The 16,022-nt window shown below is 42.2% G+C and carries 19 protein-coding genes; 3 read left to right on the top strand and 16 right to left on the bottom strand.

The features are described from left to right. Positions 1-339: 339 nt before the first annotated feature. Positions 340-573 (top strand): DUF1128 domain-containing protein, encoded by a 234-nt coding sequence (locus BLP92_RS01490; RefSeq protein ID WP_090839892.1) that lies wholly within the window; start codon positions 340-342, stop codon positions 571-573. A 16-nt stretch (positions 574-589) separates the two neighbouring features. Further along, positions 590-985, top strand: coding sequence for a kinase-associated lipoprotein KapB (kapB, locus tag BLP92_RS01485; RefSeq protein WP_090839890.1), 396 nt, complete (start codon positions 590-592; stop codon positions 983-985). A gap of 74 nt (positions 986-1,059) precedes the next feature. Here the strand turns inward: kapB and rnc are convergent, their stop codons facing one another. The 12 genes from rnc to BLP92_RS01425 form a co-directional block, all read right to left on the bottom strand. Then, positions 1,060-1,827 carry a ribonuclease III gene (gene rnc / locus BLP92_RS01480; RefSeq protein WP_090839888.1) on the bottom strand — a complete coding sequence of 256 codons (768 nt, stop codon included), beginning with the start codon at positions 1,825-1,827 and terminating at the stop codon, positions 1,060-1,062. 97 nt (positions 1,828-1,924) lie between these two features. Next, on the bottom strand, positions 1,925-2,158 hold the full coding sequence (acpP, locus tag BLP92_RS01475) for an acyl carrier protein (protein ID WP_090839886.1): 234 nt from the start codon (positions 2,156-2,158) through the stop codon (positions 1,925-1,927). A gap of 57 nt (positions 2,159-2,215) precedes the next feature. Further along, positions 2,216-2,956, bottom strand: coding sequence for a 3-oxoacyl-[acyl-carrier-protein] reductase (gene fabG, locus BLP92_RS01470; RefSeq protein ID WP_090839884.1), 741 nt, complete (start codon positions 2,954-2,956; stop codon positions 2,216-2,218). After that, positions 2,957-3,898: an ACP S-malonyltransferase gene (fabD, locus tag BLP92_RS01465; protein ID WP_090839881.1), complete on the bottom strand. Its 942-nt coding sequence runs from the start codon at positions 3,896-3,898 to the stop codon at positions 2,957-2,959. 2 nt (positions 3,899-3,900) lie between these two features. Beyond that, on the bottom strand, positions 3,901-4,899 hold the full coding sequence (gene plsX / locus BLP92_RS01460) for a phosphate acyltransferase PlsX (RefSeq protein ID WP_090839879.1): 999 nt from the start codon (positions 4,897-4,899) through the stop codon (positions 3,901-3,903). Further along, positions 4,899-5,480, bottom strand: a complete 582-nt coding sequence (fapR, locus tag BLP92_RS01455) for a transcription factor FapR (RefSeq protein ID WP_090839878.1) — start codon at positions 5,478-5,480, stop codon at positions 4,899-4,901. The genes plsX and fapR overlap by 1 nt, the downstream gene beginning before the upstream one ends. Positions 5,481-5,561: 81 nt before the next feature. After that, positions 5,562-7,589, bottom strand: coding sequence for an ATP-dependent DNA helicase RecG (gene recG / locus BLP92_RS01450; RefSeq protein ID WP_090839876.1), 2,028 nt, complete (start codon positions 7,587-7,589; stop codon positions 5,562-5,564). Between the two features lie 14 nt (positions 7,590-7,603). After that, positions 7,604-8,482: an L-serine ammonia-lyase, iron-sulfur-dependent, subunit alpha gene (sdaAA, locus tag BLP92_RS01445; RefSeq protein WP_090839874.1), complete on the bottom strand. Its 879-nt coding sequence runs from the start codon at positions 8,480-8,482 to the stop codon at positions 7,604-7,606. 14 nt (positions 8,483-8,496) lie between these two features. Next, positions 8,497-9,159, bottom strand: a complete 663-nt coding sequence (gene sdaAB / locus BLP92_RS01440) for an L-serine ammonia-lyase, iron-sulfur-dependent subunit beta (protein WP_090839872.1) — start codon at positions 9,157-9,159, stop codon at positions 8,497-8,499. 495 nt (positions 9,160-9,654) lie between these two features. Continuing rightward, positions 9,655-10,512 (bottom strand): DegV family protein, encoded by an 858-nt coding sequence (locus BLP92_RS01435; protein WP_090839871.1) that lies wholly within the window; start codon positions 10,510-10,512, stop codon positions 9,655-9,657. Positions 10,513-10,538: 26 nt separating this feature from the next. Next, complete coding sequence (locus BLP92_RS01430) at positions 10,539-12,203, bottom strand: DAK2 domain-containing protein (RefSeq protein WP_090839869.1); 1,665 nt, start codon at positions 12,201-12,203, stop codon at positions 10,539-10,541. Between the two features lie 21 nt (positions 12,204-12,224). After that, positions 12,225-12,584 carry an Asp23/Gls24 family envelope stress response protein gene (locus BLP92_RS01425; RefSeq protein ID WP_090839867.1) on the bottom strand — a complete coding sequence of 120 codons (360 nt, stop codon included), beginning with the start codon at positions 12,582-12,584 and terminating at the stop codon, positions 12,225-12,227. 238 nt (positions 12,585-12,822) lie between these two features. On the opposite strand from BLP92_RS01425, the gene rpmB reads away from it, so the two are divergent. Continuing rightward, complete coding sequence (rpmB, locus tag BLP92_RS01420; RefSeq protein WP_090839865.1) at positions 12,823-13,011, top strand: 50S ribosomal protein L28; 189 nt, start codon at positions 12,823-12,825, stop codon at positions 13,009-13,011. Positions 13,012-13,067: 56 nt separating this feature from the next. Here the strand turns inward: rpmB and BLP92_RS01415 are convergent, their stop codons facing one another. The 4 genes from BLP92_RS01415 to rsgA all read right to left on the bottom strand — a co-directional run bounded on the left by BLP92_RS01415 (position 13,068) and on the right by rsgA (position 16,008). Continuing rightward, positions 13,068-13,712 (bottom strand): thiamine diphosphokinase, encoded by a 645-nt coding sequence (locus tag BLP92_RS01415; protein ID WP_090839863.1) that lies wholly within the window; start codon positions 13,710-13,712, stop codon positions 13,068-13,070. Positions 13,713-13,733: 21 nt separating this feature from the next. Further along, the gene (thiT, locus tag BLP92_RS01410) at positions 13,734-14,282 is read right to left on the bottom strand and encodes an energy-coupled thiamine transporter ThiT (protein WP_090839861.1); all 549 of its coding nucleotides are present in this window, start codon (positions 14,280-14,282) and stop codon (positions 13,734-13,736) included. Between the two features lie 199 nt (positions 14,283-14,481). Further along, positions 14,482-15,126 (bottom strand): ribulose-phosphate 3-epimerase, encoded by a 645-nt coding sequence (gene rpe, locus BLP92_RS01405; protein ID WP_090839859.1) that lies wholly within the window; start codon positions 15,124-15,126, stop codon positions 14,482-14,484. A gap of 3 nt (positions 15,127-15,129) precedes the next feature. Further along, positions 15,130-16,008 (bottom strand): ribosome small subunit-dependent GTPase A, encoded by an 879-nt coding sequence (gene rsgA, locus BLP92_RS01400; protein WP_090839858.1) that lies wholly within the window; start codon positions 16,006-16,008, stop codon positions 15,130-15,132. Positions 16,009-16,022 lie beyond the last annotated feature (14 nt).

The following is a 16,022-nucleotide window of genomic DNA, read 5'->3' as shown; positions in this document are numbered from 1 at the left end:
AGCTGATGTTTAATACGCATTCTATTTTAAGAGAGTGATAGCAGCATCTTATGCAGTATAATTCACTGCGCTCAAATAATGAAAACATTTACTGCTTTAGAGAAAGCCTGGGTCAAACCATCGAAACAGGGGAATCCAGTCTTCTCAATATGTAATGCTGAAAAATTAATCGAGCAAGAGTTCTCAGGTAAACCTTCACCGAAAGCGCAGCATTATATGAAACTCACCTAAGTTATTCTGCTATCATCATATTAAGGAACCCAGGGGCCTATTCAATGATATTGGATGATAACTCAGAAAGTTCCATGTTAATATATAATTATGTCTAAAGAAGAGAGGATGATAATCTTGGATGAAACAGCACAGAAAAAACAGGAAATAGAAGTTATGATCGAAGATATTAAGAGTAAACTGCAAATTGTAAACGGAGCTGCCATGAAAGCTGAATTTTATGGAGCTGAACAGTATGATGAACTAAAAGAACTTCATCAAATGGTTATGGCAAAACCATCCTTAAGTGTAAGCGAAATGGATGCGATTGTCTCAGAATTAGGCAGCATGAGAAATAAATAATAATGAGGTGTTTTGATTGCAAAAGGGTGATATTGTACGCTGCTCCTATAAAACCGGAGTTTATGCAGGTGAAGTTTTTGAAATCCGCGGAGAAAACAAACCTGTAGTAGTAAAGATTTTAGCAGTGTTAAAACATCCCCTTCAGGGTGATCTGCATAATCCGAAACAAACTGATGTGCAGCTGTTTCATGAAAGACCGGCTTTAAGCTTTAATGAAAAAGCCAACATTCCTCCTGCGCAGGTAAAACCTTTTGAACAGGAAGTTCCTCCCTACCGTCAATCACTTGAGGAAGCTGTGAAAAGGTATGAAGATGAGCTGCAGCAGGAAGATACCGCTTTTGCTGAAGCCTGTTATAAAGCACTTCAATCTGTTAAAGATACTTACAGATCCAGAGATGTGTTTACATCCTGAATATACTCTTTTAAACCATAGTAAAAAGCGTGATCTATCAGCAGGAAAATTGCTGATAGATCACGCTTTTTCATTTATTCCGGATTATTTAACTTCTCCAATGCTTTCTGTGCGGCCATTTGTTCCGCTTCTTTTTTTGATTTTCCTGAACCAATTCCAAGCGGCTCTTCATCCAGCAGCACTTCAGATACAAACTCTCTGGAATGAGCTGGGCCTTTTTCCTGCACTATCTGGTAATTTACCTGGCCCTGGTTTTCACGCTGAATTAATTCCTGCAGCTGACTTTTGAAATCCATCATGTGGGAAAATTCCCCATCATGGATTTTTGGATACACAAATTTCTGCAGAAAGCCGTAAACTGCTTCCATACCGGAATCTAAATATAAAGCACCTATAAAAGCTTCAAATACATCTGCAAGAAGAGCCGGTCTCTCTCTTCCGCCAGTCATCTCTTCACCTTTACCCAGCAGGACATAATCCCCAAAATGCAGCTGTTCAGCATTCTTAGCTAGTGAAGGCTCGCATACGATGGCAGCTCTGAGTTTGGTCATCTCCCCTTCACTCATATGGTCAAACAATTTAAAAAGGTACTGAGAGATGGCCAATTCCAAAACAGCATCGCCTAAAAATTCCAGCCGCTCGTTATCATCATGCGGACGGATGCGATGTTCATTCACATAGGATGAATGAGTAAATGCCTGTATAAATAAATCTTCTTTTTCATATGTAACACCTATAGATTCAAGAAACTGCTTATACTTTGCTTTTTGTGCTTTTGTCATCTGCAGCTTCTTTCCCTGGCGTTTCATACCGCGTCTATAAATTTTTCTTGATTGATGCATGAGGACCCCCACCAGTGTCTTATTTCGCTTGCGGTAAAGTTTTAGGAAGAGAATCAATCAGGGCGAGCCGGCGAAAGCCAGCATCGCCCTGTTATTATTATTTGTGATTCTCTATGTAATCTACTACGTCCCCGACTGTCGCGATTTTCTCTGCATCTTCATCAGAGATTTCCAGATCGAATTCGTCTTCGAGTTCCATTACTAATTCTACTACGTCCAGCGAGTCAGCTCCTAAGTCTTCTTTAAAAGTAGCTTCACGCTTTACCTCTGATTCATCAACTCCGAGGCGCTCAGATACGATTTTAGCGATACGTTCTTGATTCGTTGCCATGTTATTCACCTCCTTTAGCTATTATAGGACAAAGCTTAGTGAAATACTAGCTTCGTTTCAGGGCATATACATGCCGCCGTCTACATGCAGTGTCTGGCCGGTCATATAGGCTGCATCTTCCCCTGCAAGAAATCGAACTACCTTTGCTACCTGTTCAGGTTCTCCAAGCTTACCAAGAGGGATCTGCTGAAGTAAAGCTTCTTTCTGCTCTTCAGGGAGATCATTTGTCATTTCAGTTGTCACAAACCCCGGCGCTACTGCATTCACAAGAATATTACGATTTGCAAGCTCCCGCGCAAGAGATTTTGTTAAACCGATAACGCCGGCTTTGCTGGCGACGTAATTCGCCTGCCCTGCGTTGCCGAGTGCTCCTACGACAGAAGAGATATTAATTATTCTTCCGGAACGCTGCTTCATCATAGGTCTTGTAACAGCTTTTGAACAGTTAAACACTCCTTTTAAATTCGTATCTATCACTGCATCAAAATCTTCCTCTTTCATCCGCATGATTAAAGTGTCCCGGGTAATACCCGCATTATTTACAAGCAGATCAATACTGCCGAAGGTTTCCACCACTTCTTTCACCATTTCCTGCACCGCTCCGCTGTTCGCAACATCTGCCTGGACCGCATAGGATTCCACTCCCAGCGCCCGGCATTCTTCTGCGACTGCTTCCGCTTTCTCTTTGCTTCCGGCATAATTTACAGCAACATTTACTCCAGCCTTCGCGAGTTCAAGGCTGATTGCGCGCCCAATTCCTCTGGAAGCACCTGTCACAAGTGCATTATTCCCCTTCATTTATTTACCCTCCTTTAAAACTGCTACAGCTTTGTCTAACGTTTCTTTGTCATATACCGGCAGCGTTACAGCTCTTCTGGAAACTTTTTTCACCAGGCCGCTCAGCACTTTTCCTGGTCCAGCTTCAATAAAAGTGTCTACCCCCTGCTCCAGCAGATAATTGATCGTGTCTTCCCATAAAACAGGAGAAGTAATCTGCTGCTCCAGTAAAGATACAACATTTTCTTTTGCAACCGGCTGTGCGGTAACATTTCCGATTACTTCCATTTCAGCCTCGCCAATTTCCATAGGAGTAAGAACAGGATTCATTTTTTCAGCTGCCGGCTTCATCAGACTTGAATGAAAAGGTCCACTCACCTGCAGCTGCATTGTTCTTCTGGCTCCAGCTTTTTTCGCAAGTTCCATTGCTTTTTCCACACCCGGTGCAGAACCCGAAATTACTATCTGGCCGGGACAGTTGAAGTTCGCAGCTTCAACAATACCAGCTTCCTCTGTTGCCTGCCGGGTAACTTCTTCCAGCGCCTCTCTTTCCAGGCCGAGCACCGCTGCCATTGTCCCCTGGCCTGAGGGAACAGCTTCTTCCATATACTCTCCCCTTTTACGGACTACCTGAACCGCTTCAGTAAAAGAAAGAGTGCCTGCTGCTACATGCGCGCTGTATTCGCCTAAGCTGTGACCAGCGGCGTAAGATGCGCTGATTCCCTCATTCTTCAACGCCTGCCATATGGCAGCACTCACCGTAAGAAGCGCCGGCTGCGTATTCGCTGTAAGCTTAAGTTCTTCTTCCTCGCCGGAAAAAATTAATTCCGAAAAAGATTCGTCCAGAGCTTTGTCAGCTAATTCAAAGATTTTTTTAACATCATCTCTTTGATCGGCAAGCTCTTTCCCCATGCCTATATGCTGAGAACCTTGTCCGGGAAATAATACTGCTATTTTTTCCATCGTTATTCACCTGCTTCTTTTGTATTTTCAATTGATTTACGAATTGTTTCTATTACGGCTTCATCATGCATTATTTTCGCCTGCTTTATCGCACTGAAAAAAGACTGCTTGTTTGAGGACCCATGGGCTTTTATTACAGGTGCGTTCAGTCCGAATAATCCTGCACCGCCATACTCTGAATAGTCCATTTTATCTTTTACCCTTTTGAAAGAAGGTTTTAAGACACCTGCTGCCAGTTTATTCTTCAGGGAGGAAGTTAATTCTTCTTTTAATAAACTGAAAAGGGAAAGCGCAGTACCTTCAATAGATTTCAAAACTAAGTTACCTGAGAACCCGTCACAGACTACTACATCTGCAGCGCCTTCCAGCAGATCACGAGCCTCTACATTGCCAACAAAATTAAGTGAAAGCTTTGAAAGATCATCGTATGTCTGCTTCACTAATTCAGTCCCTTTTCCGCTCTCACCGCCTACATTTAATAGACCGATTCTTGGGTTTTCCACCCCTCTTACTTTTTTCATATAAATATCACCCATAATTGCATACTGCACAAGATGACTTGATTTAGCTTCCATATTGGCACCCACATCCAGCAGTAAAAATCCGTCTCCATTCAGCGTAGGGAGCATCGGGGATAGAGCAGGACGTTCAATCCCTTTTGTTCTGCCAATTACAAGAAGTCCTGCAGTCATTAAGGCACCTGTATTCCCAGCAGATACTGCTGCATCAGCTTCTCCATCCTTTACAAGCTGCACCGCCTGAACCATAGAAGCATCTTTTTTTCTTCTAACCGCCTTTACAGGAGAATCATCCGCTTCTATTACTGTCTCAGTGTGAATGATCTTTACCCGTTTTGATTTTTTCAAATAGGGAGCCATTTTTTCATTGTCCCCGATAATTATTAACTCAAGATCTTTGTATGTATCCAGTGCCAGCTGACAGCCTTCGATAGTACTTTGTGGAGCATAATCTCCACCCATTGCATCCACTGCTAAGCGCATTATTTATGCTCCTCTCTTTCCTCATTGTCTTTTTCATCCCTGAACATAGAAAAAGTCCCTTCAAAAACAATCGTCTGGTCTACGAAGCTCTGCACATGTACAATTGTCCGGGCAGCTCCAATTGATTTTACTTTCGCTTTCGCAATTACCCTGTCCCCGGAAGATACCTGCTTTCTGAAAGAAACTTCAGCGTTGGCTGTTAAAGCAAGTTCATCATTAATTACAGCTACCGCAAGCGAATTTGCCTGGGCAAATAAATGATGTCCGCGTATGATGTTGTTTCTTGAGAAAACATGATCCTGATGTACATCAAATACAGAGATTGCATACTTGTCCAGTTCCAAATCAACAATATCCCCAATAACTTCTTCTTCTGCTAAAGCTTTTACCGGATCATACTGCTTCTGGGCAACGCTTTTAATCCTTTCCCGCACTTCGGGTATATTTAATTCCAGACGGTCTAATCGGATTGTCTGCACACTGACAGCAAATATTCCAGCCAATGCTTCATCGGTTATAAATGGATCTTCTGCAATTTTTTCTTTTAATTTAGGCTGACGCTGCCTTTTTGTCCATTTCATTGTGACATCCCCTCTGTACTCCTAGGACTAGGTACTAATTGTAGTATATAGATAACTTCTCCCATTTTCAACTGGAAGAAGTTAATCTATTCTCTCCTTACGAAAAACGCCTTCTTCTTCAAGAGCTTGTCTAAGGGGTGCGTATATTTCAGACTTCCAGAAAGCCTCAGATGCTACTAATTTAGCAGCATCCTGCCTTGCTACTTCGAGCGTACGGAAGTCCTCCACAATATCTGCTACTTTCATCTGAGGAAGCCCGCTTTGTTTAACACCAAAAAAGTCACCGGGTCCTCTAAGCTCTAAATCCCGCTGGGAAAGCTCGAATCCGTCATTTGTTTCCGTCATAATAGCCATTCGTTCTTTTCCGGAATCTGACTTTGGATCTGCAAGAAGAATACAGTATGCCTGATCAGACCCCCGCCCTACTCTTCCTCTCAGCTGGTGAAGCTGTGAAAGCCCAAAGCGGTTCGCATCATAAATTACCATCGCCGTAGCATTCGGAACATTCACCCCGACTTCCACTACTGTCGTAGATACAAGTATTTGCACTTTATTTTCTGCAAATTCCTTCATCACTTCTTCTTTTTCATCGGAATGGAGCCTTCCATGCATAAGTCCAGTATGAAGATGAGGCAGCACTTCCTGAATCTGGCGGTGAAGGTCAATTGCATTCTGAACATCCAGCTTATCAGACTCTTCAATTAATGGACAGATAACATATGCCTGGTGTCCCATAGACACTTGTTTATCAATAAATTTCAGCACACGCGGCAGCGTATCCGGCTTTGCCCAGTAGGTCTCCACAGGTTTCCGCCCTTTTGGCATCTCATCAATCGTTGAAACATCCATATCTCCAAATGCTGTAATTGCAAGCGTTCTGGGTATCGGTGTCGCTGTCATAAATAGAACATCCGGACGGATCCCTTTTTCACGCAGCACCCTTCTCTGCGCAACACCAAATCGATGCTGTTCATCCGTAATTACCAAACCGAGCTGATGAAAGTCCACCCCCTCCTGAATAAGTGCATGTGTGCCGATAATAATATCAATTTCTCCGGAAGCAAGTTTTTCCAGCGTTTCTCTTCTTTCCTTCACTTTTGACGAACCGGATAAATGGCCAATTGTTACAGGATAGCCGGCAAACAACTCCTTCAGGGAAGCACTGTGCTGTTCTGCAAGAATTTCTGTCGGTACCATTAATGCTCCTTGATATCCAGCATTTACCGCAGCGTATAAAGCTATGGCTGCAATAACTGTTTTCCCGGACCCTACATCTCCCTGCAGCAGGCGGTTCATTCTATATGGAGAGTTTAAGTCCTTAAGAATTTCTTCCAGCACCCGGGATTGTGCAGCTGTCAATGGAAATGGCAGTGCCTCTACAAAACTGTTTACTTTTTCAGCCGGCCAGGATTTCTCTTTTCCATCAGTTGATTCTCTTGTCTGTTTTCGGAAATACTGCATTTTCAACTGGAACATTAACAGTTCTTCGTACACCATCCGTCTTTTTGCCTGCTTGAATTTAGCCATATCCTGAGGGAAGTGAAGAAAATAACAAGCTTCGGCCCGTGGAATCAGCTTATAACTTTCTAACAGACTTTCCGGAAGCAGTTCTTCGATCTCATCTCCATAATCTTTATAGGCCTGTGAAATCCACTTTCTTAAGGAAACTAGTTTCACGTCCCCTTTTAAAGGATATACCGGCTCGAAGGCACCGTCAGACTGGGCATTTTTCACAATAGCTCCCTGAATCATCAGACGATGCTTATCAAATTTTCCATGAAAGATTAAATGCTGGCCCAGCTCTATCTGTCTTTTTAAAAACGGCTGATTAAAAAAGATCGCCTGCACAAGAAAACCGTCCACTAATACGCGAACGGTAAGACGCGATTTCTTTTTGCCAAAAAAACGAAGTTCAGGAAGACTGTGCACGGTTCCCTGCAGAGTAACCCGTTCTTCATGCTGCACTTCTTCGAGTCTGCGAATAGAAAAATCTTCATATCGAAAAGGGAAATAAAAAAGTAAATCTTTTACTGTTTCAATTCCCATTGCCGCCATCTGCTCAGCTGCCTTTCCACCAGCGCCTTTTAATACATGCACGGGTACATTCATATTAATTCATCTCCCTACTTACCTGCCCCGAATATTTCTTCTTTCAAACGTTTCCCTGTAGGAGTAGCGGCTAAACCGCCTTCCCCAGTTTCTTTCAGGGCCGTTGGCATGTTTTCCCCGATACGGTACATTGCATCTATCACTTCATCGCATGGAATTCTGCTTTCTATTCCAGCAAGCGCTAAATCCGCTGCCACTAATGCATGAGACGCTCCAAAAGCGTTTCTTTTCACACAAGGTACTTCCACCAGGCCTGCTACTGGGTCGCATACAAGGCCGAGCATATTCTTTAATGCGATGGCCATCGCCTGTGCAGACTGTCTCGGTGTTCCGCCAGCCATTTCTACAATTGCTGCAGCAGCCATACCTGTAGCAGACCCAACTTCTGCCTGGCATCCCCCGGCAGCCCCTGAGATAGAGGCATTATTTGCAATCACAAACCCAAACGCTCCACTTACAAATAAATATCTAACCATTTGCTCTCTGGTGGGGTTCAGTTTTTCTTTCACTGCAAATAAGGTGCCCGGCACTACCCCTGCCGCCCCAGCAGTCGGCGTAGCGCATATAGTGCCCATTGCAGCGTTCACCTCGTTTGTAGACATAGCTTTAGCTACAGCATCCAGCGTGAGGTCCCCGGAAAGTGTATCATTCAGCATCATATATTCATGCAGCTTTTTTCCATCTCCACCTGTCAGTCCTGATACAGAACGTACACTTTCAGTAATTCCTCTATTCACAGCCCGTTCCATTACATCAAGGTTATTTTCCATCTGCTGCATGATGTCCTCTCTTGACCTATCGTGAACAGACATTTCCTGCCGAATCATTACTTCGGACAGCAGTATTCCATCTTTTTCAGCTATTTGAACCAGCTCTTCTGCATTTTTAAACAAATGTATATCCTCCTTTACTCATGAACTTTCGTTACCTGTGTTATATGTTCCAGCTTCGATATTTCTTCTAAAGTGCTTTCATAAACATTTTGATCCACTTCAATTACCATTAAAGCTTCTTTTCCTTCTTCTTTCCGGGAAACTTCCATATGTCCTATGTTGATTTTCTTTTCTGCAAGCACTGAAGCGACAGAAGCAATGGCTCCATAGCGGTCATGATGTACTACTAAAATTGCTGGATGATTCCCGCTCAAACCAAGTTCAAAGCCGTTTAGTTCTGTAATCTCCACTTTACCTCCGCCAATAGATATGCCAACCAATGACATTTCTTTATCAGCTTTTTTCATTTCAATTTTCACAGTATTCGGATGCCTGCTCACTTCATTTTCTTCAATAAATTCATATGTTAAGTCAGCGTCTTCGGCTTCAGTAAATGCGTTTGTAAGTCTCTGGTCACTCGTATCAAACCCAAGAATTCCTCCTAACAAGGCTACATCAGTCCCGTGCCCCTGGTAAGTTTTCGCAAAAGAACCATAGAGCCTGAACGTTACATGGTCCGGCTGTGATAGAAACAGCTGCCTGGCTACCAGGCCAATTCTCGCCGCTCCCGCAGTATGTGAACTTGAAGGACCTATCATTACCGGGCCTATAATCTCAAATACACTTCTATATTTCATCATTCATCCTCCTGAAAACTTATTAAAGAAAGCGCTGTCACTATACATATTCCCTCAATATAATAACAAAACATTCTGTTTGAGGCTACGATTGTTTCATTTTTCTTCTAACAGCATAAATTCAACTGCATTATAAATCTTCATTATTTAATTTGGGAAACGAATAACCCTTTACTCCTTAGTAATACAGGTTATTTAAAAGCTATGCTGTGCAATCATCCTGATGCAGTATGCTTTCTAGGTTTTCCAAAAAACAAAGAAGGCCCCATCAATCTTCTGCTCGTCCTGATTTGTCCCGGAGGCGGACACAGCGGCTCCAGTGCCAATAATAATATTACTTTATAAAAAGTCCTGACATTCCAGTCTTTCTGTTAAGAAACCGGCTTTTATTCCGGAGTATCCGGCAAGTACTGCTGGATTTAAAGGAAGGGGAAAATCTATTCACGAAAGCAGATAAAAAAAAAGCGCCCTGTAAAGGCGCAATTTTTCTCTCGATTATCTTTCCACTGGGGTAACTGCAATAGAAAGCGTTCCCGGTCCCACATGTGCTCCAATGACAGGGCCGATATTTGTTATAACTTCCTGACGAATATCAAATTGTTCTCTCATCGTGTCCATAAACTCTCTGGCTTCTTTTTCAGCTTCTGAATGAGAGATTCCGACGTGCAGCGGCTTCGCATTATACAGCTTGGTGAATTCTGCAAGAATCCGCTGAACCGCTTTTTTGTTTCCTCTTACTTTTTCAAAAGGATATACTTCACCTTCTGCATTAAGAGATAGAATAGGCTTTATTTTAAGAAGGGATCCTACTAGTGCTGAAGCTTTGCCTATTCTCCCGTTTTTTTGCAGATACTCCAGTGTATCCACCATAAAAAATACATTTGTGTCTTCTAGCATTTTATTGATTCTCGCCATAATTTCTTCTTTCGGATTGCCTTGCTGAGCCATTTGTGCTGCTTCCACCACAATTACCCCTATCGCGTAAGAGGCACGTTTTGAGTCGATGACTTCTAAAGAAACACTTTCGCCGAGTGTCTGCTGAGCAATGTAAGCAGATTGAAAGGTTCCGCTTAATTTAGATGATAAATGTATAGAAATAATATCAGGTGCATGTTCTTTGTGAAGCTTTTGATATACTTCCTCAAATTGATTCGGGGTGGGCTGGGAAGTAGAAGGCATCACTGATTCGCTGTTCAATTTTTTATAGAATTCTTCTGGTGAAAGGTCTACTCCATCTTCGTAGGCTTCCTCACCAAAATGAACCTTTAAAGGAACTACTTGAATTTCAAGTTTCTCTGCCAGCTCTCCAGGAATGTCAGCTGTTGAATCTGTTACGATCATAACCTTGCTCATATTATATTCATCTCCTTATGCCACACCTACTCAACAGAGATAATGTATGAGTAAAGTGGTTGATGACCAGCATGAATTTCAACTTCTATATCTTCGAATTTTGATTCAATATAATCTGATAATTTATGCGCTTCATCCTCTGTTCGATCTTCTCCATAGATAATAGTTAAAATTTCACTTTCTTCATCTATCAAAGCGTCAATCAACTCTTTTGCAGCTTTTGAAACAGAAGAACCGCTGGAGACAATTTCTTTTTCAGAAATGCCCATAAAATCACCTTTTTTAATGTCTACCCCATTAATACTTGTATCACGCACAGCGTAAGTTACTTCTCCTGTTTTAACATGCTGCAGTGCTTCTTTCATAGCTTCAGCATTTTCCTGAAGCGAATGCTCTTCGTTAAAAGCGAGCATAGCGGCCATTCCCTGCGGAAGCGTTTTAGAAGGAACAACTTCCACTTCCACTTCTGCTACGTCTGCAGCCTGATTGGCTGCCATAACAATGTTGCTGTTATTAGGCAGAAGAATGATTTTCTCAGCATTTACTTCCTCAATAGCTTTAATGAAGTCCTGAGTGGAAGGGTTCATAGTCTGACCGCCTTCAATAATCTTTTTCACACCTAGGCCCTTAAACAACTCGCTGACTCCGCTCCCCAAACCTACAGTAATCACGGCGTAATCGCTGGGTGATTCCGATGCCGGCTCCCTGTTCTGTTCTTCGCTTAAAATAGAAGTATGCTGTTCCCTCATATTTTCAACTTTTATATTCACCAGAGAGCCGTACTGCTGTGCTTCATTAATTACGGTACCGGGATACTCTACGTGAATATGTATTTTTAACAAATCCTCATCAGACACAACCAAAAGAGAATCACCATATTCATCAAGCTTATTACGGAATTCATCTTCATTATAAGGGTTCTTCCTTAATATTTCCTCGTCGAACTTTACCATTACCTCAGTACAGTATCCAAATTCAATATCCTCAGTAGACATATGGCTCTGCGCTGATTGATGATGTTCAAATTTCACAAGTTCTTCTAAAGAAGGTGCCTGTCCGGCATTATGAGTGATCTTTTCTCCTTTTAAAACTGCGAGAAACCCTTCATAAATAGTTACTAAACCCTGACCACCGGAATCTACTACTCCTACTTCTTTCAAAACAGGAAGCAGATCAGGAGTTCTGTCCAAAGAAGCCTTTGCTTCTTCCAGTACTTTTTCCATAAAAACAATGCAGTCTTTTTCTTTTTGCAGTTCCTGCGCTTTTGCGGCAGCATCTTTTGCTACAGTAAGAATAGTACCTTCCACAGGCTTCATCACTGCTCTGTAGGCAGTATCAACTCCATTTTGCAGAGCTGACGCAAGACTTTCCACAGAAAGCTGTTCTTCTTTTTCCACAGCTTTTGAGAAACCTCTGAAAAGCTGCGACAGAATAACTCCGGAATTTCCTCTTGCACCCATAAGGAGACCCTTTGCAAAATGAGCTCCCACACTGCCTGCATGCGAAGAATTTTTTTCCTGCACCTCTTTAATCCCGGAAGACATCGTTAAATTCATGTTTGTACCGGTATCTCCATCCGGCACCGGAAATACATTTAAAGCATCGATTTTTTGTGAATTGCTGGATAAATTCGCCGCGCCTTCCAATAGCATTTGCGTGAGCTTTTCTCCATCAATATGATTAATTGCCACGTATGTTCCTCCTAGCTTAAACTAATTAGTTACTCTTACTCCTGATACAAATATGTTAACAGTGTCCACCTTAAGGCCGAGCATCTGCTCGAGCTGGTATTTCACCTTTTGCTGTACATTGTAAGCAATCTCAGAAATCTTCGTTCCATAGCTTACAATAATGTACATATCGATATTAATTTCTTCATTTTCTTCCCGAATTACTACACCTCTTGCCAGGTTCTCTTTACCGAGTAAATCAGTAATGCCATCTTTAAGTTGTTTTTGGGAAGCCATTCCCACAATTCCATAACAATCAACCGCAGCTCCACCTGCGATTACGGCTACTACTTCTCTTGAAACGTCAATATTTCCATATTTTGTGTTAATTTCGATCGTCATATTCGGAATGCCTCCTCTGAGGAATTTTTTGCTGAAAGGCTAACGTTATTTTACTACAGTTAATATAATTTTAAAAGCGCTCTCCTGCGTCCGTCTTCGAGAATAGCATAATAACGGCTTTAAATCGACAGATACTGTCAAGGTTTTTCACTTTAAATTAACTCTTGAATTCCAAAATCGACAGTGCTACAATGTTTAAGTATGAATTATGTTAGTTTTGATGAAGGAGGGAATATGAATGTCACGTCGATGTGTAATCACTGGTAGAGGTCCATCTACTGGAAATAAAAGATCTCACGCACTTAACGCTACGAAACGCCGTTGGGGCGCTAACGTTCAAAAAGTAAGAATTATGCTGGATGGTAAGCCGCAGCGCGTATACGTTTCCGCTCGTGCACTTAAATCTGGTAAAGTACAGCGTGTTTAATTAAAAAGAGCTGCCCCGTCACACGATTGACGGGGCAGCTCTTTTTATTTTCTTTTCTATATATTATCTCTGCTTTCAATAAAAAGAGCATCTCCCCCTTTTAACTCCACCACTGCTTCAGTTTTATCCCATTCATTACTAACACACAGGCTTGACCCTTTTTGAATATGCATTTTCTCAATCTCATATTTGAATCCCTGTAATGTTAGTTCTTTTATCTGCACCCCAGCCGGAAGAAATGACACATATTTAAATGCTGACCGCGTTAGGACGTGCTTCCCGGGCTGGAGAAGGCGCACCCGGTTAAACTTGTCGACAATATATAGTGGTATTTCACAAATCTGCATCAGCTGGATCGTCAGCTGAGCGTGGTCGAGCCTGCCACCGGTTGCACCAAGCAGAATAATCTCAGAAGCACCATTGTTTACAGCAAATTCCACAGAGAGCTCCAAATCTGTAGCATTCTTTACCGCTGGATGCTTAATGATTTGTGCGGCGTTACCCTGAATCTGCTGAAATTCGTTTGCTGTTACAGAATCAAAGTCACCCACAGCTGCAGTCATACCGATATTTTTATCTGCTAGTGCGTATGCTCCTCTGTCAATACCTATCCAAGAGAAAGGCCCCTGATAATCTTTTTCAATGTGATCTAAAGGAGGAATTAAAAATTCCGGTCCTCCCGCCATTAATACAAACTTCAAATATACTCCTCCTTACGCTTCTTATGCTTCCGGATGAAGGACTCTTTTACCTGCACGTGCAAATAAAATCATGACAATTAATAATAATACAAAGGTTGGGCCCAGATAGCTTAGATTATACAGAAAAGAATATACTGCCACTGGAGTACCTTCCGGTGCAAACTCCCCAAACCATATTATTCCTGCGGTAAAATGAGCTGTAAAACGTAGAAATACCGCAAGTGCGATACCAGCACTTAAGTACAAGTACTTCTTTTTAACTGAAAGTTTTTCCTGAAAAGCGAAAATTCCCGCAAGGCCTACTGCTGCAAATGCTACTGGATATTCCAGCACTGCCTGCACCCAGTGCACCACATAAGGACCGAACATCAGATTTGCGAGACCGAACAAAAATCCCGTGGTGACTCCGGCTTTTACCCCTCTTCGGTAGGCAATCACGATTATTGGCAGCATAGACAGGGTTACGGAACCGCCAAAAGGCATGCGGAAAAGCGTTATCAGATCTAATATGACAGCCAGGGCTACCATCAAAGCAACCTCCAGTAATACAATGAGTTTTTTTCTATCCATACAAATCACTCCTCATTTAAGATTAATAAAATAAATACAGCAAAAAAACAGCTGCCGAGCAGGCAGCTGTTCATACAACCGTCATCTACTCCACTATCCCTTTGCAAGCATGAACTTGCAGGTGCGTCAGGGTCGAAGCTTACAGCTCCCTCTCAGCCCTTCTAAGGACTCCCCTTGTGGCTTAGTTTTATTAACTTACTTACACGGTGCCGCGGATTTCTGCAATTGCAGCTTCTCTGTCTTTTTTATTAAAAACAGCAGAACCAGCAACGAGCACATTTGCACCTGCTTTTTTACAAAGCAGCGCTGTTTCTCTGTTAACTCCCCCATCAACTTCTACATCTAATTCCGGTCCTCCAAGCTCTCTTACCTGTTCAATTTTCGGCAGCACCGATTCAATAAATGCCTGGCCTCCGAAGCCTGGATTCACTGTCATTAGTAAAACTAGATCTACATCAGCTATGACAGGCTCTATCATACAAACGGGGGTAGAAGGATTTATCACAACGCCCGCTTTTACACCACTCGCTTTTATCAGCTGAATTGTGCGGTGCAGGTGCCTGGATGCTTCTGCATGTACGCTGATAATATCAGCGCCGGCGTCTGCAAATTCCTGAATATACATATCCGGATTTTCAATCATCAAATGTACATCAAGCGGCAGATTGGTGTGTGGTCGTACTGCTTTTACAATTAAAGGTCCGATAGTTATATTAGGAACGAAGTGACCATCCATTACGTCGATATGAATATAATCAGCTCCACCTTTGTCCACTTCTTTTATTTCTTCTGCAAGTCTGGCAAAATCTGCAGATAAAATAGAAGGTGCAATTTTTACAGTCATCAGTTAATATCTCCTTTTTATCGATTGAATCTCTTCCAGGAATTGTTTGTAGCTGTCGTATCTGAATTGAGCAATATCTCCTTCTTCCACCGCTCTTTTTACAGCACAGCCGGGTTCATTTATATGCGTACACCCTCTAAACTTGCAGTCGTTTATTCTTTCCGCCATCTCCGGGTACTGATGGGAAAGCGTATCAGCCTCAATCTCCCGAAAATCGAGCGAACTGAAGCCGGGGGTGTCTGCAACATAACCGTTTTCCTGCGTCAGCTTAATTAATTCTACATGCCTGGTAGTATGTTTTCCTCTTCCCAGACTCTTAGAAATTGCATTTGTTTCAAGTTTCAGTTCCGGCTTTAAAACATTTAATAAAGTTGATTTCCCTACTCCTGACTGCCCTGCGAAAACAGAAACTTTCCCACTGAGTACTGGGGTCAGCGTCTGTACGGATTCTTCATCTTCCATAGATGTATAAAGTACCTGATAACCTGCCATTTCATAGACCTTCACTTTTTCAGTTACATCCTCTTGGGTACCTAAATCCTTTTTTGTAAGACAAATAATTGTCTCAATCTCATTTGCTTCAATATGCACGAGAAATTTATCCAGTAAATGTGTACTGAAATCAGGTTCTTTTACAGAAAAAACTAATATCGCCTGATCGATATTTGCAATGGGAGGCCGCACCAGTTCGTTCTTCCGTTCATCAATTGCAAGCACATAACCATCAGTACGATTTTCTGCTTCGAATGTAACCCAGTCTCCGACAAGTGGAGTGATTTTTCTGTTTCTGAAATTACCTCTGCCTCTGCATTGAAAAATACCATCTTCATTTTCCACATAATAAAATCCACTCAGCGCCTTTACAATTCTTCCTTTAGCCATACACCCCTCCTGAG

It is taken from the genome of Alkalicoccus daliensis (assembly GCF_900103955.1).
Lineage (GTDB): Bacteria > Bacillota > Bacilli > Bacillales > Salisediminibacteriaceae > Alkalicoccus > Alkalicoccus daliensis.
This window is presented reverse-complemented; position numbering and strand designations above follow the sequence as displayed.